Here is a 24,971-nt window from a genome sequence, read left to right on the forward strand (position 1 = left end):
CGTAACCGTGAAAAAGCCCCGGAGCTTGAAAAAAATCCGGGGTTTTTCGTTTACAAGCCGCCGCGACTCAAGCTCAATCAGCTCCGGTATCGCTCGATGGCAATGCTTCTTCGTGCGGCTATAGTCCTCTGGCTCCGATGAACCCATTCGCAAAGGTGCTCGCGTATGTCCCGTTTTGCCTCTTTCTCCACCTGGCTGGCCGCCAGCGCTGTCCTGCTGGGCCTGCACGCGCCGGTGCAGGCCCAGGAGCGTTTCACCCTGAACGTGCCCGGGGTCTCGGACAACCGTCTGTTCACCCCGGCCAGCGCCAGCGACGCCAAGGGCTGCGGCGGGCATAACCAGTCGCCGGCCCTGGCCTGGACCCCCGGCCCCGAAGGCACGCGCAGCTACGCCATCGTGATGCACGACCCCGACGGCGCCAAAGGCCAGGGCGTGGATCACTGGGTGCATTACGGGATCAAGGCCACGACCCGGCAGATCGCCGCGGGCGTGGGCGCCAAGGGCACCCTGGAAGGGCTGGGCGGCACCAACAGCAAAGGCACCACCACCTACGTCGGCCCCTGCCCGCCGGTGGGCGATAGCGCGCACCACTACATCATCCAGATCTACGCCCTGGAACTGGCGCCCGACGCCTTGCCGGCCGGCCTGACCCGCGCCCAGTTGCTGGAGAAGATCAACGGCCATGTGCTGCGCAACAGCAGCGTGGTACGGCGCTACCTGCGCTAAGCGAAATTTTTTTCCGGGGCTTAACCCGAATCGCCCAGGCGTTTCGTCTCAAGGGGGGAATGGATCAATTTCTCCCGAGGTCAGCCCCCATGTTCCTTTCTCCGCTCTACCTTCGTCCCGCCGTCCAGGGTTGCGCCGCCGGGTTGCTGCTGGCCCTGGCCGGGTGCGGCCAGCCGTCGCCGGACAACCGCGCTGGCGCGACTCCCGCGCCACAGGCGCCGCAACCGCCGGTCGCCGCGCCGGCGTCGGCCGAGATCCGGCGTGCCGATGTGGTGCTCGCCGGGTACAGCACCAAGGCCGCCGCGCCGATGCCGAGCGTGATACGGGAGCATGAGTCGCTGGCCGCCGACTACCGCAGCGAACCTCGCGAGCAGTACCGCAACCTGCCGGACAACCCGATCCACAGCGTGGCGCAGGCCCCGGTCTCGACCTTCAGCGTCGACGTCGATACCGGCGCCTACGCCAACGTCCGGCGCCTGCTCAACCAGGGCAGCCTGCCGCCGGAAGGCGCGGTGCGCCTGGAAGAGCTGGTGAATTACTTTCCCTACGATTACGCCTTGCCCAGCGATGGCTCGCCCTTTGGCCTGACCACCGAGATCGCGCCGTCGCCGTGGAACCCTCACACCCGGTTGTTGCGCATCGGCATCAAGGCCTCCGATCGCGCGGTGGCCGAGCTGGCGCCAGCCAACCTGGTGTTCCTGGTGGATGTCTCCGGCTCGATGGATCGCCGCGAGGGCCTGCCGCTGGTGCAGAGCACCCTCAAGCTGCTGGTGGACCAGCTGCGCGAGCAGGACCGGGTATCGCTGGTGGTGTATGCCGGCGAGTCGCGGGTGGTGCTGGAGCCCACTTCCGGCCGCGACAAGGCGAAGATCCGCGAGGCCATCGAGCAACTGACCGCGGGCGGCTCCACCGCCGGCGCCTCGGGGATCCAGCTGGCCTATCGGATGGCCCGCCAGGGCTTCATCAAGAACGGCATCAACCGCATCCTGCTGGCCACCGACGGCGACTTCAACGTCGGCATCAGCGATTTCGACAGCCTGCGGCAGATGGCCGTCGAGCAGCGCAAGAGCGGGGTCTCCCTGACCACCCTGGGCTTTGGCGTGGACAACTACAACGAACACCTGATGGAGCAACTGGCCGATGCCGGCGACGGCAACTACGCCTATATCGACAACCTGCGCGAAGCGCGCAAGGTCCTGGTCGACCAGCTCGGCTCGACCCTGGCGGTGGTGGCCAGGGACGTGAAGCTGCAAGTGGAATTCAACCCGGCCCAGGTCAGCGAATACCGCCTGCTGGGTTATGAGAACCGCGCGCTCAAGCGTGAAGACTTCAGCAACGACAAGGTCGATGCCGGGGAAATCGGTGCCGGGCATACCGTCACGGCGCTGTATGAAATTGTCCCGGTGGGTGAGAAGGGCTGGCTGGAGCCGCTGCGTTACGGCCAGGCCAAGGCGCCGGCCGCCAGCGCCAGGGCCGATGAACTGGCCATGCTGCGGGTGCGCTATCAGGCGCCCCAGGGCGGTAGCAGCCGCTTGCTCGAACGGCCGATCCTGGCCTCGCAGCAGCGCGAGTCGCTCGCCGCAGCCAGCGATGATCTAAGATTCGCCGCAGCGGTGGCGGCCTTCGCCCAGCAGCTCAAGGACGGTCGCTACACCGGCGACTTTGGCCTCGAGGACACCGTGGCCCTGGCACGCGGCGCCAGGGGCGACGACCGTTTCGGCCTGCGTGGCGAGTTCGTGCAACTGGCGGAACTGGCGCAGAGCCTGCGGGCCCAGGCCGTTCCGGTGAAGCAGCCGGGGCGTTCCGGGGAGGCGTTGAGCCGCCGTGAGTAATGTCATGACCCACCACCAGAAGGAGTTCAGCACGACCATGCCTGCGGTGAACCGGTCAGCATCCGCCAGCAGCGACGAAGCGCTGCTGGCGCATTATCGCGCGGGCGACAGCGCCGCCTTCGAGGTGCTCTACCAGCGTCACCGCCAGGGCCTGTACCGGTTTCTGCTGGGCCTGTGCGACAAGGCCGAGCTGGCCGACGAGATCTACCAGGACACCTGGCTCAGCCTGATCCGCACCGCCAGCGAGCCCAAGGGCCGGGCCAGTTTCCGCACCTGGCTGTACCAGATCGCGCGCAACCGGCTGATCGATCACTGGCGCAAACAGGGCATCCGCCATCCCGTGCACGACAGCTACGACGAACAATTGCATGAGCGGGCCGATGACGCCGACGGCCCGGAGCAGCACCTGAGCCTGAGCCGCGAGCAGCAACGCATCAATGCGGCGCTGCAAGTCTTGCCCGCCGACCAGCGCGAAGTGTTCTTGCTGCGCGCCCACGGCGAACTGGAGTTGCCACAGATCGCCAGCCTTACCGACACACCGCTGGAAACGGTAAAAAGCCGCTTCCGTTACGCGCTGAAAAAACTGCGTCGGCTCCTGGCCGAGGAGGTACTCACATGACTGACGCCCGATCGCTTCCCCCCCGTGAAGAAGAGCAACTGCTCGAACATATTCGCCGGCACAGCCCGGCCGAACCGCCAGCCAGCCTCGATACGCTGATCCTGGCCACGGCCCGGCGCGAAGCCCCGGCCCCCCGGCCTTCGCTGTGGCAACGCTGGTTCGCGGCCTGCCGCCAGCCGCGCTGGCAGGTGGCGTTCGCCGGCCTGTTCGGCGTGACTCTGCTGCTGGGCGTGTTGCAGCGTGCGCCAGAGCCGGCGCCCAGCCAGGCGTTTGCGCCCGCACCGGCCCCTGTGGCCAGGGCTTCCGCTCCGCAACTGGCGCGACGCCAGGTCGAGTCCACGGCCGCAGACGCTGTCCAGGAGGAGTCGGCAGCCGCGGCGTCGCCTCGCCTCGAACTGGCCGCCAAGCCGCAGGCGGCTGGCGGTGCCTTGTCGGCACCCGCCCCGGCGGCGCCGGTGGCGGGCCTGCCGCTGACCCTGGAACCCCCGGCGTTCGACGCCGAGCCCCAGGAGTCGCTGGGGCACCTGGCGTCGTTCTCGGCCAGGGCCAAGGCCGAACACCGGGTCGCACAGACGCCGCTCGACGATGTGCTGCGCGAGGTACTGCGGCTGCGCCAGACCGGCCAGGACGCGCTCGCCGAGCAATACCTCGACGCGCTCCGGCAACGCTTCCCCGACGAGGACATCAGCGAGCGCCTGCGCGCCTTGCAGCCGCACTGACGATAAACGCGCGCCAGTAATGGCCGGGAGCCGCGAAAACGCGCACTATCGCGGCAGTTTTCCTGAAAGTGAGAGGCTGGCCATGGCGCCACGCATCGACCGCATCGCCGCACTGCTGAATTGCCCGACCAAGGGCGCGGATATCCGCCAGGCCATCCAGGAGAGTCGCAAGGACTTTCTGCTGGAGGCCGAAGAAGAACGTGAAGACGAACAGCCGGCCGAGCCTGCCGCCGACCAGGATCGACAGACACCAGGCTGAGGCCTGGCGCGTCACTTGCGGGCGGGGGCGCGCTTCACGTTCTGGCCCTTGTTGTCGATGGCCAGGGCGATCGCCTCATAGCAGTCGTGGAACAGCGACGGGTTCTTGAACATGTTCTCCACCAGTTCCATCTTGCCGTCGGCATGGGTGACGCGGATGAAGCGCTGGTTGAAGACTTCCACCAGCTCGAGGTCCGAAATATTGATCAGGCGGATTTCGCGGGTTTTCGAGCTGAAGTTGCTGACCGGGGCGAACAGCTTCTTGTCCGTCAGCACCACATAGCGGTTGCCGGCGCCGCGCAGGAAAATCAGCGAGCCGGCGACGGCGACCGTCATGGCCAGGCCCAGGACCCCGACCAGTTGCAGGACCAGATGACCATTGAGCCCCAGGGCTTCTATCAGCCGGATCATGCTGCTGTTCTCGCTGGGGGTGCCAAATATCCCGAACAGCGAAAGCCCGCCGAAGACCAGGCCCGCCAGGGTCATTTTCTTGTAGTTGGGCCCGTAGTAGTAACGCGCCTGGTGAGAGGGCGCGGTGTTGCTGGAGAGGTTGGAGATATTCATGCGGGGCGGTCTTCCGTGAACGGGGGGAAATGGGCGGTGCTCGGTGGTGAGCGGGTGAGTGATGTCTGAGTGGCATCATCGCAAAAATGAGCGCGGACATCTAAGGGGTTTTCGGATTGCGTGATGAGCAAGAAAAGGCGTCACCAAGAAGCGAAATACCTCACAACCAATGCAGCCAATCCGCCTTGTTCCTCCTGAACTGCCATCCCTATAGTCCTTCCTGTTGCTGAAAAATCAGCGACCGGATTTGGCGATCCGTTTAAAGTTAGGCGCAGTCGCGTCATCGACTCCTTGCGCGTGCATTTTGGTGCGGGCAATGGCGATCCATGGCGGCTGTGCGCGGGAGACCTTCGGGTCTGCCGGGTTTACTAACTTACCGGTTCGCCAACCCGCGTACGGCTGCCACCCACTCGTTTGGCGACGAGATCGGCAGCCTTCTTACCCAAGTTAGGATGGCCTGTCATGTCGAAATACATACCGCTGCAAACCAATTTTCCTGATTGCCCCGTTCTGCTGATCGATAGCGATGAGCCGTTGGCACATGTGCTGGATTGTGCCCATCAACGGATCAAGGCAGGGACGGATCTTTTGGAAAGCCTTACCTCGGTGACGATCAAGGGTATTGAGGATGGCGATCTTTATCGGCTGACCAGCGCTGCTTATTTGCTGCTCAGGGAGGGGGTGGATTTGCTGGAGGTTGTGCGACGAGGTGTTGAGTGAACCTCATACAGCCTTGATGTCAGCAGTTGTCAGTCGCGCATCCACTGCTTCTGCAATCTCCCAAACACACAAAAAAGCCCCAGGCCATTCGACCTGGGGCTTTTTGGTTTCTGTCTGGCGCACTCGGCGGGATTCGAACCCACGACCCCTGCCTTCGGAGCGTGAAAGGAAGTCCAGCGTTTATGGGCTACTCCCAGTAAATACGGGGCTTTCCTGTCCGGTTGTGTCTTCCGATGATGGCCCGTATAGTGAAATTTGCACCCACTATGCACCCACGGCACCCATGAAAGCGAAATTGACCCTCTCCCTGCTTGGCGGCCTGGAGACAACCGGCAGCACCTACGAAGTCCACGATACCACCGTCAGCGGCTTGTTTGTCCGTGTCACGGCAGCGGGCCACAAGAGCTATGTCGTTCGCTGGGCCAGGGGCAAGAAGAAGACCCTGGGCCGTGTAGGCGTGCTGACGCTCGATAGAGCGCGCAAGGAGGCGCTGCAGTACCTTGCCGAGGCTCATGAGCATGGCGAGCCGCTGGCAGTGTCCCAGGCCCGCGCTGGCGCGAGCATGCCAACCCTGGAAGCTTTCCTGGTGGAGCAATTCGAGCCCTGGGCCAGGGTTCACCACCGCGACCATGTGAACAGCGTGCGTGCCATCCGGTCGGCCTTCGCCGATCTACTTCCCCTCAAGCTTGAAGAGATCGACCACCGCCGTGTCGAGCGCCTGCGCGTGTCCTGGGTGGACGGGGGAAACACGCCCGCGACAGCCAATCGGAATATCCAGCGCATCAAGGGGCTGCTGAGCCGGGCTGTCGAGTGGGGCGTTTTGCCTGAGCACCCGTTGGCCAAGTTGCGCCGCCTCAAGACCGACCGAAAGGGCCGTATCCGCTTCCTGACGACCGAGGAACTGGCCGATCTGCGCCAGGCCATGGATACGCGGGATGAGGGCATCAGGGCCGAGCGCGATAGTGCGAACATGTGGCGCAAAGAACGCAATAAGGAATTGATGCAAGACCTGCGCGAGGTAACTTTCGCGGATCACTTGAAACCCCTAGTTTTGCTCAGCATCAATACCGGCATGCGCCGTGGCGAGGTATTCAACCTGCAATGGGCTGATATCAACTTCAAGGGGAAGGTGCTGACCGTAGAGGGCGAAACTTCTAAGTCTGGACAGACGCGCCATATACCCTTGAACAAGGAAGCACTTGAAGTATTACAGTGCTGGCGCGATCAACATACCCGAAAAGCCGGGTATGTATTCCCAGGCAAAGAAGGTGGGCGCTTGGACAATGTGAAAAAGAGCTGGGATGGCCTGTTGAAGCTTGCGAAGATCGACGGCTTTCGGTGGCACGATCTGCGCCACACCTTCGCTTCAAAGCTGGTCATGGCTGGCGTGCCGCTCAACACCGTTCGGGAGCTGCTGGGTCACTCAGACATAGCCATGACGCTGCGTTACGCGCACCTCGCGCCAGACAGCAAAGCTGCCGCCGTCGAACTAATTTGACTTGTTGTTTTTTATCATTGTTTTAAAGCTGTGATAATTAACGTCCAGGCTTTTATTTCTCTGAATGAATTTCACGTATTCATTCAGGGTGCTCCATTCCTCCCGAACCAGTTCTAAGTCGATACTTATGTTGTCTGGCATATAGTTTACTTTCGAGCGATTAACTTTCAAATCACCGAATAGCTTGAATTCGCCCTTGAAGTAGTCATCATTCGAAACCAAAGTCGCCACATCTACCGTCTCAAGCTCCGCATATTTAAATCCTAGCCCGCCAACTCTTAACTTATAAACAACCTCATCCTCTGACCATATTTTTTCCATTAACAAGATGAAGGAGGTTTTGTCGTCTGGATTATCTCCAAACGGATCATCAACGACTGTCGTGCTGAGCACACCCTGTATGCCGTATTCCAGCAACGCCACGATTTTCTCGTTCTGGGTGGTCGCTGCGAGCTCGAGCCCGGCTTTCAGAAACGGGTCAATCCGAGCGGAGAGGACAGCTTTTTTTGATCGGTTTGCCATTCATCGCTCCCAGGAATAGCTTACAACGCGATGGCTTGCATCGCGTGTTACTTACAAATATAGTGTTTACACCGTCCAGTATCGTCCGGACGTTAGGTTTACACAACTGGAGCTTTATACAGATGACCCAAACCCCGCAGTTGCAACCCCTTGCCCTCGGCATTGACGACGCTGCCCGCGTGATCGGCGTGGCCCGCTCGATGCTTTACGAGATCGTCGCCCGTGGCGAACTACCCAGCTTCAAGATCGGTCGTCGCCGCATGATCTTGGCCAAGGAACTAGAGACGTACATCAATCGCGTGGCTGTGGAGAACGCCCGATGACCATCCGCATCATCGGCAGTGCCCAGAAAGTCCTGGGCACGCTTCACCTCCCGGCCAGCACCCGCCTGGTCGATCTGGAAACCCTGCGCCAGCTTGGCGCCCAACGTGTAGAGGTAGTTACCGCATGAACCGTCAGATAGCAGAGGACAATGCCGAGCTGATGCTGCAGGCCGGTATCTTCGCCAAGGTCATCACCGATCTGATCCAAGACAACGTGGCTGCGCAGCACGCCGAAGAGCCTGAGTTCTTGAACGAGTACCGCATCGACGGCCTGATGATGGGCTTGAAGATCGTCGCGCAAGAGCTGTGCGCTCGCAGCGAGTGGATCACGGAAAGGATCGAGGAGGAAGAGAAGGAGGCCCAAGCGGCGTTGCAGCGCCGCAAGGGTCAAGACATGGCACGGGAATGCAATATCGGGGGCAAGTCTGGCACGCGCAGCGCAGCCTGACAACCCACCGCCCCCCCTGCAGGGGGTCGATTCCAGATCGACCCCTTTGCGCCTGATTGTGAGTTCCTGAATGGAATGCCTAGCCGCAAAACTACTTCGCCGTGGAGACATGGTGAGCATTGAGCGTGGGCAGCTCGTCATTCAACCGGCGAGCGGCAAGCCCGTGCCGCCTGAGTGGATCGCCGCCAATAGGGCCGGGCTGTGTCGCGAGGCCCTGATGGCGGTGGGCATGGATGCGTTTGAGTACACAGACTATTCGACAGGGCACTACGGCAAAACCCGCAGTGCTGGCGTCACGCTTCGGTTCGTGTCGGTGGTGTCTGGGCAATCTGCCTATGCGGTGTTCAACGCCGATCTGACGCGTCAGCGCAACACTGCCAGCGCCAAGGCTGGCACGCCCCTACCCAAGGGACAGTTCCGCATCGGTAAGCGCAGCCATTTCTACAGGTTCTGGCTGGGTACCGGCCTGCCTTTCCCGCGGCGGTTGGCGGCTATGCACGATTACATGGGGAAGCTTCGCGGCATCTTGTTCACCGGGGCGCTGACTGGCGACCGCATAGACGCTGGCAGCCTGGCGCCTGTCGGTCTAACCGTGGGGCAATTCAGGGAGGCCATTTTGCCGGACAACTTCCGGACAAAATCCGGACAACTCCCGGACAATTCCCGGACAAGAGTGCCGGACAAGGAATCCGCTCCAGCCCAGGAACCATGCGGCTTACAGCGAAATCAAACTACGTGCGTTTCAAACCACGAAAGCAAGTTAACAAGAAGGTGCGAATACAAGACCCCATCCAATACCCCAATCCCTACACATAGACCACCACAAGAGCAAACCATGGACGAATGGCTCGATGCCTACAGCTCGACCTGATCCACCACTTCAAACGAAACCGGGGGTTTCCAAGTGAGCACATCGAAACACGGGGTTTCAGACTACGAGCGATCCCGCATCATCGAACTGCGCCGCCGCCACTCATTCCGGGAGGTGGCGCAGATGACTGGTGTGCCGCTCGGTACCGTGAAGACCATTGTCAGCCGCTCGGGTGCGTTTCGTGACAACCCTGTGCAGCGGGCCTTGTTCACCCTGCCGCCGATGCAGGTCACTGCTGGAACATCCCCGGCAGTTCAGGAGCTACCGCAACAGCAGGCCGTGACAGGCGACCGTGACGTGGACGCCCTGCTGTGGCTGCGCGAGGTGGTCAGCACTGGGCACCCGGCGCACATCGACGCCGCCATGGAGGCAGCCAAGCGCATCAAGACGCCATTCAAGGAGCTGGAGTTGCGGTACCGGTCCTGGCTCCAGGCCAAGCACCCTAACAACATGTTTGCGGCCTTGTCGTCGTTCGACCTGGGCAACCTTGAGAGCTTGGCCAAGTCGTCGGTGCAGAAGCTGGCGCGGCAGACTGAGGCGCGTGCGCGGTTTGGCGACCGGATATTCAGCCTGACCGATGCAGAGCTGTTCTGCGAATCGGCGCTCGATGGCTTGGCACTCGGTGACGGCTTCGACCTGGACAAGGCCGAGGTAGCCGCCAGGTTCAGGGCAAGGCCGGAGCAGATGCCCAACACGCTCAGCGACTGCATCCACGAGCTGCAGTACTGGAGCGATCTGTACTGGCTGCGCAATGCCTGTGAGCAGTATGCGGGCGATCCGGCCCCGGAGGCATCGGCCCGCGACTGGTTTGTGTTCGAGCTGCTGGCGCAGATACGGCCCAGGCACAAGGACGAATCCAAGGCCGTGATGCGGTACCTGAGCATTAGCGGTCGCGCCGATCATCGCCAGGATTGTGACCGCATCATCGACAACCTGATTGGGTGAGACATTCCCGAGACACGAAACACGCAGTTTCAGCTACACCCCTCGCCAGCCCTGGCGTACAGAGCCTTTCAGTATCCACCCCAATGGAGGAACCGCACCGAGACATCGAGGCGAGACGATGACCGTTCATCGGAAATTCTCAAGCCTCAATGTCCCTATAGATACACCCATACACAACAGGACATAGCCTCAATCAGTCGAACGGTAAGCCACTGTTTTGACAAGGAAAACAGGCCTATGGTGGGTACTCGAAAACCCCATCCACAGGACTTTTCCCTGATGAAACTTCACGAACTGCGCGAGAAGCGCACCGCCGCCGTCGAAGGCATGAGAAAGCTGGTGGACACCGCTTCCGCTGCTGGCCGTGACCTGACCGCCGACGAATCCACCCAGTTTGACACCCTCAAGACCGAAGAGCGCTCGCTGGCCGACCAGATCACCCGCCATGAACACCTGGCCGATCTGGAGAAGCGCACCGCCGCTCCCGCCACCACCGACACCCCTGAGCACCTGGAGAAGCGCGTCAGCGTGATCCGCGTGCTGCGTGCGCAGATGGAAGGCCGCCAACTGGACGGCGCCGAGCGCGAATACACCCAGGAAACCGAACGCCGCACCGGTCGCAAGGCTGAGGGCGCATTCGTGCCGTTCGCCGCCCTGGAGCGCCGCGCCAACACCACCGCGACCGCGCCCGAGCTGGTGGGCACCGACCACCGTGCTGACCTGTACATCGGCCCGCTGCGTGAGGCGTTGCTGGCGCGCTCGCTGGGCATCCGCACCCTGACCGGCCTGGTGGGCAATGTGAGTGTGCCCAAGTTCGGCAGCGGCTTGGAAACCGGTTGGGTTACTGAGGGCCAGGCCGTGCCCGAGGGCCAAATGTCGTTCGACGGTGTGACCCTGACGCCGAAGCATGTGGGCGGCAAGACCGAAATGTCGCGCCAGCTCCTGCAGCAATCGTCGCCAGGCATTGAGCAACTGGTACGCGAAGACCTGTCGTTCCTGATCGCCCGTCAGATCGACCGCGCCATCATCAACGGCAGCGGCGCTGCTGGTGAACCGCTGGGCGTACTGAACACCACCGGCATCCAGACCGCCGACATGCCCGCCACCTGGGCCGAGGTGCTGGCGCTGCTGGAAAAACTGGATGACGTGAACATCACCAACGCCCGCTGGCTGACCACCGCCGCGATCCGCACCATCCTGGGCAGCACCGAGAAGGTGGCCGGGTCTGGCAGTGGCTTCCTGTACGACAACGGCACGCTGGCCAACCTGGCGCTGGCGGCATCGAAGAACGTCCCGACTGGCAAGCTGATCTTGGGCGACTGGAGCCAGGTCATGCTGGGCGTCTGGTCCGAAGTGGACATTCTGGTGAACCCATACGCCGAACCGGCCTACAGCCGCGGCGGTGTGCAGGTCCGTGCGATGGCCACTGTCGACACCGCCGTGCGCCACCCCGAAGGCTTCGTAGTTGCTTCGGAGGCGCAACCATGACTGCCCTGGCGATCGACTACACCCCTAAGACCAAAATCATCCTGTGCGGATTCCTGCGCCGCCTGTTTGGTAAGGAGCACCATTTCGTGCTGGACCGTGGCGACCCCAGGGAAGCGGTGAAGGCCATGGATGTCAATCATCCTGGATTCGCCAATGAGTTGGCCAAGGCGCAGAGCCGTGGGCTTCGCTTCGCGATCTTCAAGAACGGCCAGAACATCAAGGAGGAAGAACTTGGGCTTGGCGGTGCTCGCGAGCTTCGCTTCGTGCCTGTGATCGAGGGAAGCAAACGCGCCGGCCTGCTGCAGACCATTGTGGGCGTCGCTTTGCTCATCGCAGGGCCTTTCACGGGCGGCGCCACCTATGGCCCAGGGGTCGCGTTGGTTGCTGGCGGTGTCATCCAGATGCTCAGCCCGCAGGCCAAGGGGCTGGCACAAAGCGGTGCGCCTGAAAACCTTCCGTCGTACGCCTTTGGCAGCGCCAAAAACACTACCGCCAGCGGCTTGCCGGTGCCGATCTGCATCGGACACCGCCGTTGGGGTGGCGCGATCATCTCCGCGTCGATCTACGCAGAGGACAAGGTTTGATGGAGCGCCGAGTAGCCGCAAGCCTGGAACGGAAGGGCCGGACGCTGTTCGGCTATGCCGCCCGTTTCGGACAACCAGCGCCCATCGAGGGCTTTACCGAAATCATCCTACCGGGGGCTTTCAAGCGCTCCCTTGCAGGCCCAGCCGCCGCCAGCATCCGTGCCGTTTACGAGCACGACGATGCAGCCCTATTGGGCCGTGTCGGAGCTGGCACCCTGCGCCTTACTGAGGATGACGTGGGCCTGGCCTTCGAGCTGGACCTACCCGACACCAGCCTGGGCCGCGACCTGTCCGAGCTGGTGAGGCGCGGCGACGTGGCCGGGTGCTCATTCGGCTTCGTGCCGGTGAAGGAGGACTGGCAAGGCGAGTTGCGCAGCCTGCAGGACGTGGACCTGCACGAAATCACCATAACGGCGAATCCGGCCTACCCGACCACCACTGTATCGGTGCGCAGCCGCAAGCCAATGCTGGCGCTGGCCAATGCCCGTCGATACCTTGAGTTCCTGGAGTGCATCCGGTGAAAAAGCTGTTCCGCCTGTTCACGCGCTCCAACAACACCCCGGCCTATGATCGGTACTTCGACCAGTTCAGCCAGGCCGGTAACTCGGCAGGGGTCAACATCACGGTACAGACCGCCGAGTCGATCAGTGCCGTATACGCGGCTGTCGCGGCCATCAGCGAGAGCGTGGGCAGCCTGCCGCTTGACGTGTACCGCCGCACCGATGACGGGCGCGACAAGGCCCGTACCCATCCCCTGTACGCGCTGCTGCACGACGCCCCGAACGAGTGGCAAACCGCCCTGGAATTCCGCGAGCAACTGCAACGCCACATCCTGCTGCGCGGCAATGCCTATGCTCGCATCCGCTGGAGTGGCGCCGGTCGCGTACAGGCACTGGAACCAGTCAACCCTGACAGCGTGTCGATCCTGCGCAGTCCGGCCAGCGAGCGCCTGGTCTACGAGTACACCGACCGCCACGGGAAGCTCCAGCGACTGACCGCCGACGAGATGTTGCACATCCGCTATCACACCGAAGACGGTGTGCTCGGGCGCAGCCCTATTCAGGTGGCCAGGGACACCCTCGGGCTGGCGCTGGCCGAACGTACCCACGGCGCCAAGATGTTCGAACAGGGCACGAAGCTGTCGGGCGTGATCGAGACAGCACCCGGCACCACCAAAGAACAGGCCGCGCAGATTCGTGAGAGCTGGGCGGCTGGCCAGGCTGGCGTGAACAACCACGGCAAGACCCCAGTGCTGCCCCAAGGCGCGAAGTACAGCGCGGTATCCATGACCCTGGAGGATGCCGAGTGGATCGAGGCCCGGCGCCTGTCGGTCGAGGAAGTGGCCCGCCTGTTCCGTGTACCGCCCGTGCTGATCGGTGATCTGCGCGAGGCCAATTACTCCAACGCCGTGGAGCTGGGCCGGTACTTCGTTACGCACACCCTGCGCCGCCATCTGGTCGCGTGGGAGCAGGCCATCAACCGCACCTTACTGGGCAATGGCTTCTTTGCTGAGCACAACGTGGAAGGCCTGCTGCGCGGTGATAGTCTCAACCGTGCGCAGTTCTATCAACGTGGTGTCGAGGACGGATGGCTGCTGCGATCCGAAGTCCGCCGCATGGAAAACCTACCCACCGTAGAAGGTATCGATGATGAGCAAGAAACCAAGACTCCAGATGATCAAGCCCCGGGTGCGGGTGCTGGGAACCCACCTGGAGGAAAAGCAGCGCCAGGCGAAGGAGAAGAAGCGTGAGCAGGTACAAGCCCAAGACGAGGGTGATTCCCCTCGGTAGTGCGGCGTGGCAGCGCCTGCGTGCCCAGGTGCTGGCCGAGGAACCACTGTGCCGCTGGTGCCTGGCCCGTGGTCAGTACGTGGCCAGCACTGACGTGGACCACATCAACAACGATGGCGACGACAACCGGCGTGAGAATCTGACCGGCATGTGCCACGAATGCCACAGCCGCAAGACGGCCCATGACATGGGCAAGAAGGTGTTCCTGGGGTGCGACGTGCGCGGTATCCCGCTCGACCCGAACCACCACTGGAACAAGCCAAAAGATCACTAGGAACCGCGTGGAGCTAGACCGCCCCCGACCTGCTCTTTCTTCGCTAACTGCCGAAAAAACATGAAGACCACGCCCCGCCGCCCCCGATCTGACAGCGCCAAGGCCGCCGTAGCCGCGAGCCAGGCCGTGGCTGTCGGCCCAATCCGGCCGCCGCCGCATATTCGCGTGCGCGATGCTGACAGGCCGTTCTGGGATGCCATCGTGACCGCTCGCCCTCGTGACACCTGGACCGACGCCGACCTGGTGCTGGCTGCGAACCTGGCGCGGGCCTATGCCGACATCGAGGCGCTGCAGGATAGCATCGACCGCGACGGCATGCTGGTCGAGGGGAAGGTGAACCCGGCCTGTGAGCTGCTGGACAAGATGACGCGCCGGTCGCTGGCCATCGGTCGCCAGCTCATGGTGGCCACCATCGCCACAGTGGGCAAAGCCCAGGATATCCACAAGGGCGCCGCGCTCGAGCGTGAGGCCCGGCAGCATGTGGATGACGACCTGATCCCTACCCTGAGCACGCTGCAATGACCCGCGCCGAAAAGATCATCGCGTTCATCGAGCGCTATTGCGTGACGCCCGAAGGCGCGGACGTGGGTAAGCCGCTGTGCCTGGCTGAGTTCCAGCGCCAGTTCATCCGCGACGTGTACGACAACCCGGTGGGCACTCGCCGGGCCATCCTCAGCGTGGCCAGGAAGAACGGCAAGTCGGGCCTGATCGCGGGCCTGCTGCTGGCGCACCTGGTCGGCCCCGAGGCGAAGCAAAACAGCCAGCTTGTGTCGGGTGCCATGAGCCGCGACCAAGCCGCCCTGGTGTTCAACCTGGCTGCCAAGATGGTTCAGCTATCGCCAGCCCTGTCGAAGATCGTCCGCATCGTGCCCAGCGGCAAGCGGCTGCTGGGGCTGAACCTGAACACCGAATTCCGCGCCCTGGCCGCTGATGGCAAGACCGCACACGGCCTCTCCCCGGTGCTGGCCATCCTGGACGAGATTGGCCAGATACGCGGCCCACAATCCGACTTCGTGGACGCCATCACCACCAGCCAGGGCGCCCACTCGGCACCCCTGCTGATCGCCATCAGTACCCAGGCAGCCAACGACGCCGACCTGCTGAGCCAGTGGATTGACGACGCCCTGCGCAGCAATGACCCCAAGATTGTGTGCCGCCTGTACGCGGCGCCAGCGGGCTGCGACCTGATGGACGAAGACGGCTGGCGAGCGGCCAACCCGGCCCTGGGCATCTTCCGGTCGGAGACAGACCTTCGGGAGCAGATGCAGCAAGCCGAGCGCATGCCGAGCATGAGCAACACCGCCCGCAACCTGCTGCTTAACCAGCGCGTGAGCCTCGACAGCCCATTCATCAGCCCTGACGTGTGGATGGCCTGCGACACCGCGCCTGACCCGTTCGAGGGCCTGGTCTATGCGGGCCTCGACCTGTCTGCCCGTACCGACCTGACGGCGCTGGTGCTGATCGGCAAGGTGGATGGCGTGTGGCAGGTCCGTCCGTACTTCTGGACGCCTGAACAGGGCCTGTTCGACCGAGCGCAGAAGGACCGCGCCCCGTATGACATGTGGGTGCGCCAGGGATACATCCGCACCACGCCCGGCGCCACCGTTGACTTGGAAGCGGTGGCCCTGGACATGGCCGAGATACTGAGCGACTGCGATCTGGCGGCGATTGCCTATGACCGCTGGCGCATCGACGTGCTCAAGAAGGAACTGGAACGTCTGGGCTTGGAGTTGCCGCTGGTGCCCCACGGGCAAGGTTTCCGCGACATGGCGCCCGCCCTCGACGCTCTGGAGGCAGAGCTGCTGAATGGCCGTGTCGCCCACGGTGGCCACCCCGTACTGACCCTGTGCGCTGCCAACGCCGTGGCGGTGAAAGACCCCAGCGGCAACCGCAAGCTGGACAAGAGCCGTCGCACCGGCCGCATCGACGGCCTGCAGGCCCTGGCTATGGCGTTCGGCGCCGCCCAGGTTGCCGAGGCCCCCGCCGATCTTGATACCGAGGTATTTTTCGTATGACCACCGTGACCCTTGAAGAAGCCAAGCTGCACATGCGCGTCGATCACGATGAGGAAGACAGCTACATCCTGGGCCTGATCGCCGCGGCTGAAACCCACGTCAGCATGTTCCTGGGCGATGGCCTGCCCGATCCGATGCCTGCACCGGTCAAGGCTGCCGTCCTGCTGCTGGTTGGCGACCTGTACGAGAACCGAGAGCGCCAGGGCGACCGCACGCTGACCGAGAGCACCGCTTATTCCATGCTGCTGGCGCCGTATCGCTCGATGGCGGTGCTGTGATGCTGGCCGGTAAGCTGCGCTATCCAGTGACGATTGAGCGCCCCGTGGACGTGCGCGACCAGTACGGCGGGTTCATTCGCACCTGGGAGCCGGTGGGTCGTGAGTGGGCCGATATCGAGAGCATCAGCGGCAGTGAGTTCATCGCCGCCCAGGCGCCCCAGTCGCAGACCGTGTTCCGCATCCGCATCCGCTACCGCGACGACCTGGTATCGAGCTGGCGCATACGCGAAGGGGGTAAGGTGTACGAAATCACCGCCGTGCTGCCCGACGCTCGCCGCCGGCGGATCGAGCTCATGTGCAAGACCGGGAGAGAGTGAGGGTGTCGTTTTCAACACACTGTGTAGGAATCAACACAGTGGAGCGAGACAGACCATATCGTCCGACTCGGACCTAAACGGCCATTTCGTAGCGCGCATGAAAAAGCCCCGCCAGATCGTCTCTGTGTGGGGCTTCGTTTGCACCCACCCTGCACCCACGACTTGCAGCGCGTGACGGTGAATTTCGGTGGAGGCCTTGATCTGTATGGCGCACTCGGCGGGATTCGAACCCACGACCCCTGCCTTCGGAGGGCAGTACTCTATCCAGCTGAGCTACGAGTGCAGCGGGCGACATCATACCCATGTCGACCGGGGGCGTCCATGCGGTTTTTGTCCGCGTGATGATTGGTTGTCCCTTCGCTGTCTACCTTGTCCTTTTCGATACTTGAAAGGCCCTTCGGCCGATTCACAAGTCCGGCCACCAGACGTCCCTTTGTTTGCTTTGCTCTATGGCTTCAAGCGCTCCAACCCGTTGCGCTCGCGCAGCGATTTCCTGCCGGTCAAGGCCAACGCATGCATTCAAAAGGCGCGGTAATGCTCGATTTCTCGTTGCGGCAAAACCTGCTGGCACGCTCCGATCTGTTCAGGGGGCTGCCGGACACATTGATTCGTTATGTGGCCACCCATGCGGTGGAGCGGACATTGAATGACCGCGACGTGCTCTACCTCCAGAGCGAGGCGCTGGACTTCATTGCCCTGGTCGCCGAGGGCCAGGTGTATTCGGTGATCCATGGCCCGGACGGGCGCGAGCAGATTGTCGGCAGCGCTGGGGTGGGCCAGGTGGTGGGCGAGTCGGCGCTGATCGAAGGGCATGCGCGGGAGACCTCGGCCTTCGCATGCGGCCCGACCCGGGTGTTGCTGCTGGGGCGACGGCATTTCCCGATGCTGTTCGCCGAGCCGCTGTTCTGGCAGCGCGTGGTGATGCTGCTGATGGCGCGGTTGCTGAAGGTCATCGAGCTGCTCGAACTGGTGTGCCTGCATCGCCTGGAGTCGCGGCTGGCGCGATTCCTGCTGGCCAATATCGACGATTTCCAGCTGGCGCCCGTGACGTGCGCGGCGGTGCCGCGCAACCAGGGCATCCTGGCGGCGATGCTCAATACCAGCCGCCCGAAGCTCAATGTCCAGTTGCAGCACTGGCGGCGCTCGGGGGTGATCAGCTGCCAGAGCGGCCACCTGGTGATCAACGATGTCGAGCACCTGCGGCGCAAGGCCTGCCCGCTCAGTTAATTTTTCCCGGTGTTCCCCAGGTAACAGCGAGGGCCTGTTCCCCGATCAGAGACTGTCGGCTCATCAAGGAATGCACAGGGAGTGCTGGCGATGGGATCTTTTCGTGAAGTGGCGGCGGTCGATCGGTTGTTCGAGGCAAGCTGGCGAGCGGTGTACCCCGAGCTGATGCGCCGGGCCAATCGTCGGGCCAGGGGCAACCTGACCCTGGCCCAGGAGTGGCTGTCGAGCACGGCCGTCAAAGCCCTGCTGTTCTTCCGGCGTTCCCCCGAACGCATACGAGAACCGCAGGGTTTTCTGTTTCTGGTGCTGGACCATGTGTTCCTCGACAGCCTGCGGCGCAGCAAGCGCGAAGAGCAGCTGTTCGATTATTCGATCGACCTGGCGCTGGACCACCAGGCGCTCCTCGCCGCGCCTTGTGTCTCGGTGTCCGAGTACACCGAGCAGTTCGAGCGGCTGGTGCAGTTGGGCTGTCGCCTGGAGCAGCTGCCGTTGCCCCAGCGCCGGCTGTTTGAAATGCGCTTTGTCGAAGAGCTGCCCTACCCGCAGATCGCCGCCGAACTGGGGATCGCCCAACCCCTGGTACGCAAGCGCGTGCAGTTGCTGCGCGAGGCGCTGCGTTGATCGCAACTTTTGCATTCACAGCTGCGGCGGTCGCGCGTTCTTGTTTCATGAGCACCTGAAACCGCCGACGAGTTCATCGCCATCGCGCCTGCGCTGGCGACTTCCATCAAGGAGAGATGTATGTCAGAGCCGATGGTCAACAGCCAGATTACCGACGCTGTAACCCAAACCAACGTCAAGGTGGTGGCAGAGGCGCCGGCGCAGGCCGTTGCCTCGCTGTACCAGGTGGCCAGTCATTCGGCGGGGCTGTCCCTGCAGAATGCGGTCAACAGCCAGCAGGCGTTGAATCAGATCTCCAACGCGGTGATCTCCAAGGCTGTGTCGCTGATCATGCAGATCGGCGAGAAGGCCTGATGCCTGGGGAGATACCTCATGTTCTGGTTCAAGAAAAAACCTGCCGCCGAATCCGCGGCCACCGATCCCAAGGCGGCCGATGCCGCCGCAGCCGATCCCCAGGCTGCCAGCCCCAAGGCTGCTGATCCCCAGGCTGCTGATCCCAAGGCAGCGGGCAAGCCGAGCACCTCCTCCGCGCCCCCACGCACGGTAATGGACCGCATGAACGAGCACATGCTGGCCCAGGTCGCGGCGCCCCCGACCGTCAGCACTTCGGCGCTGAACAGCCAGATCGTCGAGGCGGTGGAATTCACCAATGCGCAGACCTTCAGCTATGCCCCGGCACAGATCGCCATCGCCCCGGACATGATGATCAGCCAGGCCGCGGGCCTGGTCGCGCAATCGGCGGCGGGCTACTTCGACGGGGTCAGCAAGCTGGCGCTCGCGGCCCAGGCGGTGCTGCTCGAGCAGATGACGAAAAACATCGTCGAGAACCACCCGGAAAAAGCCGCCGAGGATGCCCTCGGCGCCCTGGCTACCGACTTGCTGGTGGGGGCGGCCGCCGCCGTTGCAGCAGCCGCCGGTGCCATGGAGGCGACCGCCGCGGGCGTGGCCATCGACAAGATCGACGAGAGCATCGCCAAGTACAGCAGCACCCTGGCCAACCGCGCCGCGCCGTCTTCCTGATTCACGCCGTCCTGGCGTCATGGGCATCGAGTCCCGGAATCCCTCCGGGACTGTGCAGCAGCACGTTCAAACCGCACTTTTCTTCAATGAGGAGCGACATCATGCAGCCTGGAGATATTGTTTTTTCAGTGGCCCAAGTGGACGACAAACTGTCCACCAGCATTCCTCGCGCGTTCATCCGCGCGGGGCAGTGGATCAAGGCCAAGATGTTCGGCGACGGCTCGCCGAACGTGCCGGTGGTGCACGCGGCCATCGCCATCAGCGATACCTGTGTGATCGAAAGCGTCGGCAGCGGCATCCAGGTGACCGACCTTTCCACCGAGGCGGTCAAGCGCTCGGCGATGGTCTATTCCTGTGCCGACGAGGATCTGGCGCGGGCCGCGACCGTGGCCGCCGAGCAGTTCAACGGCGACGTCGGCAGCGCCCAGATCAGTGGCCGCTACAGCGTCTGGAACGCGGCGCTGTCGGTGTTCAAGCGCACGCCTTTCACCTCCGATTTGCAGGCGCGGATCAACGAGTCGGTAGCGATCGGCAACGTGTCGTTCTGTTCGCAGTTCGTCGCCAACAGCTATGAGGTCGGCAACCTCTATTACAACGCCAACCTGCTGCCCCCGCCGCCCGCGGTCTTCGACACCCGCCCCACCGCCATGACCCCCTGGGACCTGGCCTCGTCCTGCGACAGCGACGGCAAGTTCTACTTCGCCGGCTTCTGGCAGGACGGCATCGAGGTGCGGCTTTAGTGGCGCGGCCCCGCACTTGAAGGAGGAAGTCCCGATGTCCGAGCACAACCAAGACTCGCTGGCGGGTCTCTATCAACTGGCCGATGCGCTCAACCTGACCCTGTCCGCGGGTGAAAAGCAGATTCTCGAGGCCTGGATGCGCAGTCAGCCGCAGACCGGGGTCATCGACAAGGTGCTCAACCAGACCCAGCACCTGATCGAGCGGGAAAAGCAGCGCACCAGCGAGCTGATGGCCCAGGCCAAGGCCAGCGAAAGCGAGTTGCAGCAGAACGCCGAGCAGCGCGAGGCGGTGATCCGCCAGTGGCTGGCCGCCAAGCAGCAGGCGGCGGCCGAGGTCGGCGCGCGGCCCACGCAGACGCTGGGCGCCGAGCAGGCCGAGCTGATCCGCCAGAGCGTCGATGAGGCGGTGAAGGCGCGGATGCAGGGGCTGGTCCAGCAGGTCGAATCGGCCCTGGCGCTGCTCGCGCAGTCGCACCAGGCGCCTGTGGAGCATTGATCGGGTTGTCGTTTCACAGCGTGCGTTTTGCCGCGTTCATTAATGAACACGGAACCCGCCGTGTACTAACAAGGGAAGTTGAACCATGCCATTAGTCAACGAGCAAATCACCGACGCGGTCACCCAGACCAACGTCAAAGTGGTGGCTGAAGCGCCAGCGATGGCGATGAGCACCATCTACCAGTCCATGGCCCAGGCCACGGCGATTCTGTTCCAGAACGCCGTTTCTGCGCAGCAGCAACAAAATACCCTGGCCCAGGCCGCCACCAACCAGGGCGTGATGCAGATCTACAGCGTCGATACCACCGCAGGCGCGGCGGCTACCGAAAAAGTGGCTCAGGGCGGCGTGGCCGACAACCTGACCAGCCTGCTGACGGTCCTCAAGTCGTTCAACCCTTGATCGGGTGAGCGTTAACGGAAGTCGTTCTTTTTAACCAGGAGTTTCATCTATGAGCACAGTCAGTCCGCAAATCACCGATGCCGTCACCCAGACCAACGTCAAGGTCGTGGCCGAAGCGCCCGCCATGTCGATGGGCACCATCTACCAGTCCCTGGGACAATCCGTGGCGATCCTGTTCCAGAACTCGGTCTCGGCCCAGCAGCAGCAAAACACCCTGGCCCAGGCGGCTACCAACCAGGGCGTGATGCAGATCTACAGCGTCGACACCACCGCCGGCGCGTCGGCCACCGAAAAAGTGGCCCAGGGCGGTGTGGGCGACAACCTGACCAGTCTGTTGACGATCCTCAAGTCGTTCACTTAAGACCTGGCCCCGAGAAAACCCCGCAGCCGCAAGGCTGCGGGGTTTTTTGCATTTCTGCCGCAGGCCGATCCTGCAGGGGGACGCGCCCGCAACCGCGGAGGCGGTGTCGTTGATCCGAAAGATTCTGCCAAAGCGATGTTTTCGTTCTTTTTTTCGAACGGACTATTGTCCTTTACCCCCGTTGACCCTAGGATTCGTTTGAGATTTCAAACGCTCTTGTCTGAGAGCCGACCCGCACGTCTATCCTGATAGACGCTATTTCTGTGTTTGAGCCCGGTACAAGATTTTCCTGACGGCAGCCTGTGAAGGCGCCTTTCAACAATCACAATTCGCTCCGCTCCGCGCGGTGCTGTTAAGGAAACCGACATGCAGCTTAAAGACGCCCAGTTGTTCCGCCAGCAAGCCTTTATCGATGGGGCTTGGGTCGACGCGGACAATGGTCAGACGATCAAAGTGAACAACCCGGCCACCGGCGAAATCCTCGGCACTGTGCCGAAGATGGGCGCTGTGGAGACCCGCCGGGCCATCGAAGCCGCCGACAAGGCCCTGCCGGCCTGGCGCGCGCTGACCGCCAAGGAGCGGGCGACCAAGCTGCGTCGCTGGTACGAGCTGCTGATCGAGAACCAGGACGACCTCGGCCGCCTGATGACCCTGGAACAGGGCAAGCCGCTGGCCGAAGCCAAGGGTGAGATCGCCTACGCCGCCTCCTTCATCGAATGGTTCGCCGAAGAAGCCAAGCGCATCTACGGCGACGTGATTCCCGGCCACCAGCCGGACAAACGCCTGATCGTGATCAAGCAGCCGATCGGCGTGACCGCAGCCATCACCCCGTGGAACTTCCCGGCGGCGATGATCACCCGTAAAGCCGGCCCGGCCCTGGCCGCTGGCTGCACCATGGTGATCAAGCCGGCTTCGCAGACGCCGTTCTCCGCCCTGGCCCTGGTCGAACTGGCGCACCGCGCCGGTATCCCGAAAGGTGTGCTCAGCGTGGTCACCGGCAGCGCCGGCGACATCGGCGGCGAGCTGACCAGCAACCCGACCGTGCGCAAGCTGTCGTTCACCGGCTCGACCGAAATCGGTCGCCAGCTGATGGCCGAATGCGCCAAGGACATCAAGAAAGTCTCCCTGGAGCTGGGCGGCAACGCACCGTTCATCGTGTTCGACGACGCGGACCTGGATAAGGCCGTCGAGGGCGCGATCATCTCCAAATACCGCAACAACGGTCAGACCTGCGTCTGCGCCAACCGCCTGTACATCCAGGATTCGGTCTACGACGCGTTCGCCGAGAAACTGAAAGCGGCCGTGGCCAAGCTGAAGATCGGCAACGGCCTGGAAGAGGGCACCACCACCGGCCCGCTGATCGACGAAAAAGCCGTGGCCAAGGTCCAGGAACATATCGCCGACGCCCTGGGTAAAGGCGCGACGCTGCTGGCGGGCGGCAAGTCCATCGAAGGCAACTTCTTCGAGCCGACCATCCTGGTCAACGTGCCGAAAGACGCGGCCGTGGCCAAGGAAGAAACCTTCGGCCCGCTGGCGCCGCTGTTCCGTTTCAAGGACGAAGCCGAAGTGATCGCGATGTCCAACGACACCGAGTTCGGCCTGGCTTCCTACTTCTACGCCCGCGACCTGGGCCGTGTGTTCCGTGTGGCCGAGGCCCTGGAATACGGCATGGTCGGCGTCAACACCGGGCTGATCTCCAACGAAGTCGCGCCGTTCGGCGGCATCAAGGCGTCGGGCCTGGGCCGTGAAGGCTCCAAGTACGGCATCGAGGACTACCTGGAAATCAAATACCTCTGCCTGGGCATCTGAGTCTCGAGGCTCAGGCCGGGCAAGGCTGGCTTCAAGCGCAAAGGGCACGAGAGCGCTGTCCCTTTGCGCCGCTTCAAAACGCACTATTCTCTGTGGCCGGGAACCCTGTGGCAGTCGATCATCGCATGCTGCCGCCGTTCGTCTCCCCGCCGCGTCATCCTTGAACCACGCCGACCGATGAGCGGCGAATGAGGACTGTAATGAGCAAGACTAACGCTGATCTGATGGCCCGCCGTGTCGCCGCTGTTCCACGCGGTGTAGGCCAGATTCACCCGATCTTCGCCGATTCCGCGAAGAACGCCACGGTAACCGACGTTGAAGGTCGCGAGTTCATCGACTTCGCCGGCGGTATCGCCGTACTCAACACCGGCCACCTGCACCCGAAAATCGTCGCCGCAGTGAGCGAGCAGCTGAACAAGCTGACCCATACCTGCTTCCAGGTCCTGGCCTACGAGCCTTACGTGGAACTGTGCGAAAAAGTGAACGCCAAGGTGCCGGGCGATTTCGCCAAGAAAACCCTGCTGGTGACCACCGGCTCCGAAGCCGTGGAAAACTCCGTGAAGATCGCCCGTGCCGCCACTGGCCGCGCCGGCGTGATCGCCTTCACCGGCGCCTATCACGGCCGCACCATGATGACCCTGGGCCTGACCGGCAAGGTCGTGCCTTACTCGGCCGGCATGGGCCTGATGCCAGGCGGCATCTTCCGCGCGCTGTACCCGAACGAACTGCACGGCGTGAGCATCGACGACTCGATCGCTTCCATCGAGCGCATCTTCAAGAACGACGCCGAGCCGAAAGACATCGCCGCGATCATCATCGAGCCTGTACAGGGCGAAGGTGGTTTCTACGTGGCGCCGAAAGCGTTCATGCAGCGTCTGCGCGCCCTGTGCGACCAGCACGGCATCCTATTGATCGCCGACGAAGTACAGACCGGCGCTGGCCGTACCGGCACCTTCTTCGCGATGGAGCAGATGGGCGTCGCCGCCGACCTGACCACCTTCGCCAAGTCCATCGCCGGTGGCTTCCCGCTGGCCGGTGTGTGCGGCAAGGCCGAATACATGGACGCCATCGCCCCTGGCGGCCTGGGCGGCACCTACGCCGGTAGCCCGATCGCCTGCGCGGCGGCCCTGGCGGTGATGGAAGTGTTCGAGGAAGAACACCTGCTGGACCGCTGCAAGGCGGTTGGCGAGCGTCTGGTGACCGGCCTCAAGGCCATCCAGGCCAAGTACCCGGTGATCGGTGAAGTGCGCGCCCTGGGTTCGATGATTGCGGTCGAGCTGTTCGACGACGGCGACTACCACAAGCCGAACGCCGCCGCCGTGGCTGCCGTAGTGGCCAAGGCTCGCGACAAGGGTCTGATCCTGCTGTCGTGCGGTACCTACGGCAACGTGCTGCGCGTGCTGGTGCCGCTGACCTCGCCGGACGAGCAACTGGACAAGGGCCTGGCGATCATCGAAGAGTGCTTCGCCGAGCTCTGAGCCTGCGGGGCGGCCTGCCCGTGAGCTG

General features: G+C 63.0%; 33 protein-coding genes and 1 tRNA gene. 31 read left to right on the plus strand and 3 right to left on the minus strand.

Annotation, left to right across the window (positions count from 1 at the left end):
* The first annotated feature begins 165 nt into the window (after positions 1-165).
* The 5 genes from TO66_RS00860 (at position 166) to TO66_RS33585 (ending at position 4,155) form a co-directional block, all read left to right on the plus strand.
* Complete coding sequence (locus TO66_RS00860) at positions 166-726, plus strand: YbhB/YbcL family Raf kinase inhibitor-like protein (RefSeq protein WP_044460538.1); 561 nt, start codon at positions 166-168, stop codon at positions 724-726.
* Between the two features lie 89 nt (positions 727-815).
* Positions 816-2,558 carry a VWA domain-containing protein gene (locus TO66_RS00865; RefSeq protein WP_044460539.1) on the plus strand — a complete coding sequence of 581 codons (1,743 nt, stop codon included), beginning with the start codon at positions 816-818 and terminating at the stop codon, positions 2,556-2,558.
* 37 nt (positions 2,559-2,595) lie between these two features.
* Positions 2,596-3,177 carry an RNA polymerase sigma factor gene (locus TO66_RS00870; RefSeq protein ID WP_044465912.1) on the plus strand — a complete coding sequence of 194 codons (582 nt, stop codon included), beginning with the start codon at positions 2,596-2,598 and terminating at the stop codon, positions 3,175-3,177.
* Entirely contained in the window at positions 3,174-3,896 is a 723-nt protein-coding gene (locus tag TO66_RS00875; protein WP_044460540.1) for a hypothetical protein, read from the plus strand. The genes TO66_RS00870 and TO66_RS00875 overlap by 4 nt, the downstream gene beginning before the upstream one ends.
* Positions 3,897-3,978: 82 nt before the next feature.
* Complete coding sequence (locus TO66_RS33585) at positions 3,979-4,155, plus strand: hypothetical protein (RefSeq protein WP_177330384.1); 177 nt, start codon at positions 3,979-3,981, stop codon at positions 4,153-4,155.
* Positions 4,156-4,166: 11 nt separating this feature from the next.
* Here the strand turns inward: TO66_RS33585 and TO66_RS00885 are convergent, their stop codons facing one another.
* The gene (locus TO66_RS00885; RefSeq protein WP_044460542.1) at positions 4,167-4,718 is read right to left on the minus strand and encodes a hypothetical protein; all 552 of its coding nucleotides are present in this window, start codon (positions 4,716-4,718) and stop codon (positions 4,167-4,169) included.
* A gap of 462 nt (positions 4,719-5,180) precedes the next feature.
* Between TO66_RS00885 and TO66_RS00890 the strand changes: the two genes are divergently transcribed.
* The gene (locus TO66_RS00890) at positions 5,181-5,438 is read left to right on the plus strand and encodes a hypothetical protein (RefSeq protein ID WP_044460543.1); all 258 of its coding nucleotides are present in this window, start codon (positions 5,181-5,183) and stop codon (positions 5,436-5,438) included.
* Between the two features lie 283 nt (positions 5,439-5,721).
* Positions 5,722-6,936 (plus strand): site-specific integrase, encoded by a 1,215-nt coding sequence (locus tag TO66_RS00895; protein ID WP_044460544.1) that lies wholly within the window; start codon positions 5,722-5,724, stop codon positions 6,934-6,936.
* Here the strand turns inward: TO66_RS00895 and TO66_RS00900 are convergent.
* On the minus strand, positions 6,928-7,458 hold the full coding sequence (locus TO66_RS00900; protein ID WP_044460545.1) for a hypothetical protein: 531 nt from the start codon (positions 7,456-7,458) through the stop codon (positions 6,928-6,930). The two genes, TO66_RS00895 and TO66_RS00900, sit on opposite strands and share 9 nt — an antisense overlap.
* A gap of 122 nt (positions 7,459-7,580) precedes the next feature.
* Here TO66_RS00900 and TO66_RS00905 point away from each other — a divergent pair, with 122 nt between their 5' ends.
* From TO66_RS00905 to TO66_RS00965, 14 genes are all read left to right on the plus strand, one after another.
* The gene (locus TO66_RS00905; RefSeq protein ID WP_044460546.1) at positions 7,581-7,781 is read left to right on the plus strand and encodes a helix-turn-helix domain-containing protein; all 201 of its coding nucleotides are present in this window, start codon (positions 7,581-7,583) and stop codon (positions 7,779-7,781) included.
* Positions 7,778-7,909, plus strand: coding sequence for a hypothetical protein (locus TO66_RS33795; protein WP_256242206.1), 132 nt, complete (start codon positions 7,778-7,780; stop codon positions 7,907-7,909). Before TO66_RS00905 ends, TO66_RS33795 begins: the two co-directional genes overlap by 4 nt.
* Complete coding sequence (locus tag TO66_RS00910) at positions 7,906-8,229, plus strand: hypothetical protein (protein WP_044460547.1); 324 nt, start codon at positions 7,906-7,908, stop codon at positions 8,227-8,229. Before TO66_RS33795 ends, TO66_RS00910 begins: the two co-directional genes overlap by 4 nt.
* Before the next feature lie 109 nt (positions 8,230-8,338).
* A complete protein-coding gene (locus TO66_RS00915; RefSeq protein WP_256242209.1) occupies positions 8,339-9,100 on the plus strand; it encodes a hypothetical protein in 762 nt (253 codons plus the stop codon).
* A gap of 33 nt (positions 9,101-9,133) precedes the next feature.
* The gene (locus TO66_RS33800; RefSeq protein WP_044460549.1) at positions 9,134-10,045 is read left to right on the plus strand and encodes a hypothetical protein; all 912 of its coding nucleotides are present in this window, start codon (positions 9,134-9,136) and stop codon (positions 10,043-10,045) included.
* Between the two features lie 279 nt (positions 10,046-10,324).
* Positions 10,325-11,533 (plus strand): phage major capsid protein, encoded by a 1,209-nt coding sequence (locus TO66_RS00925; protein WP_044460550.1) that lies wholly within the window; start codon positions 10,325-10,327, stop codon positions 11,531-11,533.
* The gene (locus TO66_RS00930) at positions 11,530-12,117 is read left to right on the plus strand and encodes a tail assembly protein (RefSeq protein WP_044460551.1); all 588 of its coding nucleotides are present in this window, start codon (positions 11,530-11,532) and stop codon (positions 12,115-12,117) included. The genes TO66_RS00925 and TO66_RS00930 overlap by 4 nt, the downstream gene beginning before the upstream one ends.
* The gene (locus TO66_RS00935; protein ID WP_044460552.1) at positions 12,117-12,638 is read left to right on the plus strand and encodes an HK97 family phage prohead protease; all 522 of its coding nucleotides are present in this window, start codon (positions 12,117-12,119) and stop codon (positions 12,636-12,638) included. The genes TO66_RS00930 and TO66_RS00935 overlap by 1 nt, the downstream gene beginning before the upstream one ends.
* Positions 12,635-13,867: a phage portal protein gene (locus tag TO66_RS00940; protein ID WP_044460553.1), complete on the plus strand. Its 1,233-nt coding sequence runs from the start codon at positions 12,635-12,637 to the stop codon at positions 13,865-13,867. The genes TO66_RS00935 and TO66_RS00940 overlap by 4 nt, the downstream gene beginning before the upstream one ends.
* Complete coding sequence (locus TO66_RS00945) at positions 13,864-14,181, plus strand: HNH endonuclease (RefSeq protein WP_052506089.1); 318 nt, start codon at positions 13,864-13,866, stop codon at positions 14,179-14,181. Before TO66_RS00940 ends, TO66_RS00945 begins: the two co-directional genes overlap by 4 nt.
* A gap of 60 nt (positions 14,182-14,241) precedes the next feature.
* Complete coding sequence (locus tag TO66_RS00950; protein ID WP_052506090.1) at positions 14,242-14,703, plus strand: hypothetical protein; 462 nt, start codon at positions 14,242-14,244, stop codon at positions 14,701-14,703.
* Positions 14,700-16,196: a terminase large subunit gene (locus TO66_RS00955; protein ID WP_044460554.1), complete on the plus strand. Its 1,497-nt coding sequence runs from the start codon at positions 14,700-14,702 to the stop codon at positions 16,194-16,196. Before TO66_RS00950 ends, TO66_RS00955 begins: the two co-directional genes overlap by 4 nt.
* Positions 16,193-16,474 (plus strand): head-tail connector protein, encoded by a 282-nt coding sequence (locus tag TO66_RS00960; protein ID WP_023382239.1) that lies wholly within the window; start codon positions 16,193-16,195, stop codon positions 16,472-16,474. The genes TO66_RS00955 and TO66_RS00960 overlap by 4 nt, the downstream gene beginning before the upstream one ends.
* A gap of 26 nt (positions 16,475-16,500) precedes the next feature.
* A complete protein-coding gene (locus TO66_RS00965) occupies positions 16,501-16,791 on the plus strand; it encodes a phage head closure protein (protein WP_177330385.1) in 291 nt (96 codons plus the stop codon).
* A gap of 206 nt (positions 16,792-16,997) precedes the next feature.
* Here TO66_RS00965 and TO66_RS00970 read toward each other — a convergent pair.
* A tRNA-Arg gene (locus TO66_RS00970) sits at positions 16,998-17,074 on the minus strand.
* 230 nt (positions 17,075-17,304) lie between these two features.
* On the opposite strand from TO66_RS00970, the gene TO66_RS00975 reads away from it, so the two are divergent.
* The 10 genes from TO66_RS00975 (at position 17,305) to gabT (ending at position 24,943) form a co-directional block, all read left to right on the plus strand.
* Positions 17,305-18,018: a Crp/Fnr family transcriptional regulator gene (locus TO66_RS00975; RefSeq protein WP_044460556.1), complete on the plus strand. Its 714-nt coding sequence runs from the start codon at positions 17,305-17,307 to the stop codon at positions 18,016-18,018.
* Between the two features lie 90 nt (positions 18,019-18,108).
* Positions 18,109-18,639 carry an RNA polymerase sigma factor gene (locus TO66_RS00980; RefSeq protein ID WP_256242217.1) on the plus strand — a complete coding sequence of 177 codons (531 nt, stop codon included), beginning with the start codon at positions 18,109-18,111 and terminating at the stop codon, positions 18,637-18,639.
* 120 nt (positions 18,640-18,759) lie between these two features.
* Positions 18,760-18,993 carry a RebB family R body protein gene (locus TO66_RS00985; RefSeq protein WP_044460558.1) on the plus strand — a complete coding sequence of 78 codons (234 nt, stop codon included), beginning with the start codon at positions 18,760-18,762 and terminating at the stop codon, positions 18,991-18,993.
* Positions 18,994-19,011: 18 nt separating this feature from the next.
* Positions 19,012-19,659 (plus strand): hypothetical protein, encoded by a 648-nt coding sequence (locus TO66_RS00990; RefSeq protein ID WP_044460559.1) that lies wholly within the window; start codon positions 19,012-19,014, stop codon positions 19,657-19,659.
* 101 nt (positions 19,660-19,760) lie between these two features.
* Positions 19,761-20,399 carry a hypothetical protein gene (locus TO66_RS00995; protein ID WP_044460560.1) on the plus strand — a complete coding sequence of 213 codons (639 nt, stop codon included), beginning with the start codon at positions 19,761-19,763 and terminating at the stop codon, positions 20,397-20,399.
* Between the two features lie 34 nt (positions 20,400-20,433).
* Complete coding sequence (locus TO66_RS01000) at positions 20,434-20,895, plus strand: hypothetical protein (RefSeq protein WP_044460561.1); 462 nt, start codon at positions 20,434-20,436, stop codon at positions 20,893-20,895.
* Between the two features lie 85 nt (positions 20,896-20,980).
* A complete protein-coding gene (locus TO66_RS01005; RefSeq protein ID WP_044460562.1) occupies positions 20,981-21,295 on the plus strand; it encodes a RebB family R body protein in 315 nt (104 codons plus the stop codon).
* A gap of 49 nt (positions 21,296-21,344) precedes the next feature.
* The gene (locus TO66_RS01010; protein WP_044460563.1) at positions 21,345-21,656 is read left to right on the plus strand and encodes a RebB family R body protein; all 312 of its coding nucleotides are present in this window, start codon (positions 21,345-21,347) and stop codon (positions 21,654-21,656) included.
* A 366-nt stretch (positions 21,657-22,022) separates the two neighbouring features.
* Positions 22,023-23,465: an NADP-dependent succinate-semialdehyde dehydrogenase gene (gene gabD, locus TO66_RS01015; protein WP_044460564.1), complete on the plus strand. Its 1,443-nt coding sequence runs from the start codon at positions 22,023-22,025 to the stop codon at positions 23,463-23,465.
* Between the two features lie 200 nt (positions 23,466-23,665).
* Entirely contained in the window at positions 23,666-24,943 is a 1,278-nt protein-coding gene (gene gabT, locus TO66_RS01020; RefSeq protein ID WP_044460565.1) for a 4-aminobutyrate--2-oxoglutarate transaminase, read from the plus strand.
* Positions 24,944-24,971 lie beyond the last annotated feature (28 nt).

Origin of the sequence: Pseudomonas sp. MRSN 12121 (assembly GCF_000931465.1) — a bacterium.
GTDB lineage: Bacteria > Pseudomonadota > Gammaproteobacteria > Pseudomonadales > Pseudomonadaceae > Aquipseudomonas.

What these genes read in the sequence shown, in the direction of transcription:
- TO66_RS00860 (WP_044460538.1), top strand. Translation starts at nt 166, where the DNA reads ATGTCCCGTTTTGCCTCTTTCTCCACCTGGCTGGCCGCCAGCGCTGTC.
- TO66_RS00865 (WP_044460539.1), top strand. Translation starts at nt 816, where the DNA reads ATGTTCCTTTCTCCGCTCTACCTTCGTCCCGCCGTCCAGGGTTGCGCC.
- TO66_RS00870 (WP_044465912.1), top strand. Translation starts at nt 2,596, where the DNA reads ATGCCTGCGGTGAACCGGTCAGCATCCGCCAGCAGCGACGAAGCGCTG.
- TO66_RS00875 (WP_044460540.1), top strand. Translation starts at nt 3,174, where the DNA reads ATGACTGACGCCCGATCGCTTCCCCCCCGTGAAGAAGAGCAACTGCTC.
- TO66_RS33585 (WP_177330384.1), top strand. Translation starts at nt 3,979, where the DNA reads ATGGCGCCACGCATCGACCGCATCGCCGCACTGCTGAATTGCCCGACC.
- TO66_RS00885 (WP_044460542.1), bottom strand. Translation starts at nt 4,718, where the DNA reads ATGAATATCTCCAACCTCTCCAGCAACACCGCGCCCTCTCACCAGGCG.
- TO66_RS00890 (WP_044460543.1), top strand. Translation starts at nt 5,181, where the DNA reads ATGTCGAAATACATACCGCTGCAAACCAATTTTCCTGATTGCCCCGTT.
- TO66_RS00895 (WP_044460544.1), top strand. Translation starts at nt 5,722, where the DNA reads ATGAAAGCGAAATTGACCCTCTCCCTGCTTGGCGGCCTGGAGACAACC.
- TO66_RS00900 (WP_044460545.1), bottom strand. Translation starts at nt 7,458, where the DNA reads ATGGCAAACCGATCAAAAAAAGCTGTCCTCTCCGCTCGGATTGACCCG.
- TO66_RS00905 (WP_044460546.1), top strand. Translation starts at nt 7,581, where the DNA reads ATGACCCAAACCCCGCAGTTGCAACCCCTTGCCCTCGGCATTGACGAC.
- TO66_RS33795 (WP_256242206.1), top strand. Translation starts at nt 7,778, where the DNA reads ATGACCATCCGCATCATCGGCAGTGCCCAGAAAGTCCTGGGCACGCTT.
- TO66_RS00910 (WP_044460547.1), top strand. Translation starts at nt 7,906, where the DNA reads ATGAACCGTCAGATAGCAGAGGACAATGCCGAGCTGATGCTGCAGGCC.
- TO66_RS00915 (WP_256242209.1), top strand. Translation starts at nt 8,339, where the DNA reads ATGGTGAGCATTGAGCGTGGGCAGCTCGTCATTCAACCGGCGAGCGGC.
- TO66_RS00925 (WP_044460550.1), top strand. Translation starts at nt 10,325, where the DNA reads ATGAAACTTCACGAACTGCGCGAGAAGCGCACCGCCGCCGTCGAAGGC.
- TO66_RS00930 (WP_044460551.1), top strand. Translation starts at nt 11,530, where the DNA reads ATGACTGCCCTGGCGATCGACTACACCCCTAAGACCAAAATCATCCTG.
- TO66_RS00935 (WP_044460552.1), top strand. Translation starts at nt 12,117, where the DNA reads ATGGAGCGCCGAGTAGCCGCAAGCCTGGAACGGAAGGGCCGGACGCTG.
- TO66_RS00950 (WP_052506090.1), top strand. Translation starts at nt 14,242, where the DNA reads ATGAAGACCACGCCCCGCCGCCCCCGATCTGACAGCGCCAAGGCCGCC.
- TO66_RS00955 (WP_044460554.1), top strand. Translation starts at nt 14,700, where the DNA reads ATGACCCGCGCCGAAAAGATCATCGCGTTCATCGAGCGCTATTGCGTG.
- TO66_RS00960 (WP_023382239.1), top strand. Translation starts at nt 16,193, where the DNA reads ATGACCACCGTGACCCTTGAAGAAGCCAAGCTGCACATGCGCGTCGAT.
- TO66_RS00975 (WP_044460556.1), top strand. Translation starts at nt 17,305, where the DNA reads ATGCATTCAAAAGGCGCGGTAATGCTCGATTTCTCGTTGCGGCAAAAC.
- TO66_RS00980 (WP_256242217.1), top strand. Translation starts at nt 18,109, where the DNA reads ATGGGATCTTTTCGTGAAGTGGCGGCGGTCGATCGGTTGTTCGAGGCA.
- TO66_RS00985 (WP_044460558.1), top strand. Translation starts at nt 18,760, where the DNA reads ATGTCAGAGCCGATGGTCAACAGCCAGATTACCGACGCTGTAACCCAA.
- TO66_RS00990 (WP_044460559.1), top strand. Translation starts at nt 19,012, where the DNA reads ATGTTCTGGTTCAAGAAAAAACCTGCCGCCGAATCCGCGGCCACCGAT.
- TO66_RS00995 (WP_044460560.1), top strand. Translation starts at nt 19,761, where the DNA reads ATGCAGCCTGGAGATATTGTTTTTTCAGTGGCCCAAGTGGACGACAAA.
- TO66_RS01000 (WP_044460561.1), top strand. Translation starts at nt 20,434, where the DNA reads ATGTCCGAGCACAACCAAGACTCGCTGGCGGGTCTCTATCAACTGGCC.
- TO66_RS01005 (WP_044460562.1), top strand. Translation starts at nt 20,981, where the DNA reads ATGCCATTAGTCAACGAGCAAATCACCGACGCGGTCACCCAGACCAAC.
- TO66_RS01010 (WP_044460563.1), top strand. Translation starts at nt 21,345, where the DNA reads ATGAGCACAGTCAGTCCGCAAATCACCGATGCCGTCACCCAGACCAAC.
- gabD (WP_044460564.1), top strand. Translation starts at nt 22,023, where the DNA reads ATGCAGCTTAAAGACGCCCAGTTGTTCCGCCAGCAAGCCTTTATCGAT.
- gabT (WP_044460565.1), top strand. Translation starts at nt 23,666, where the DNA reads ATGAGCAAGACTAACGCTGATCTGATGGCCCGCCGTGTCGCCGCTGTT.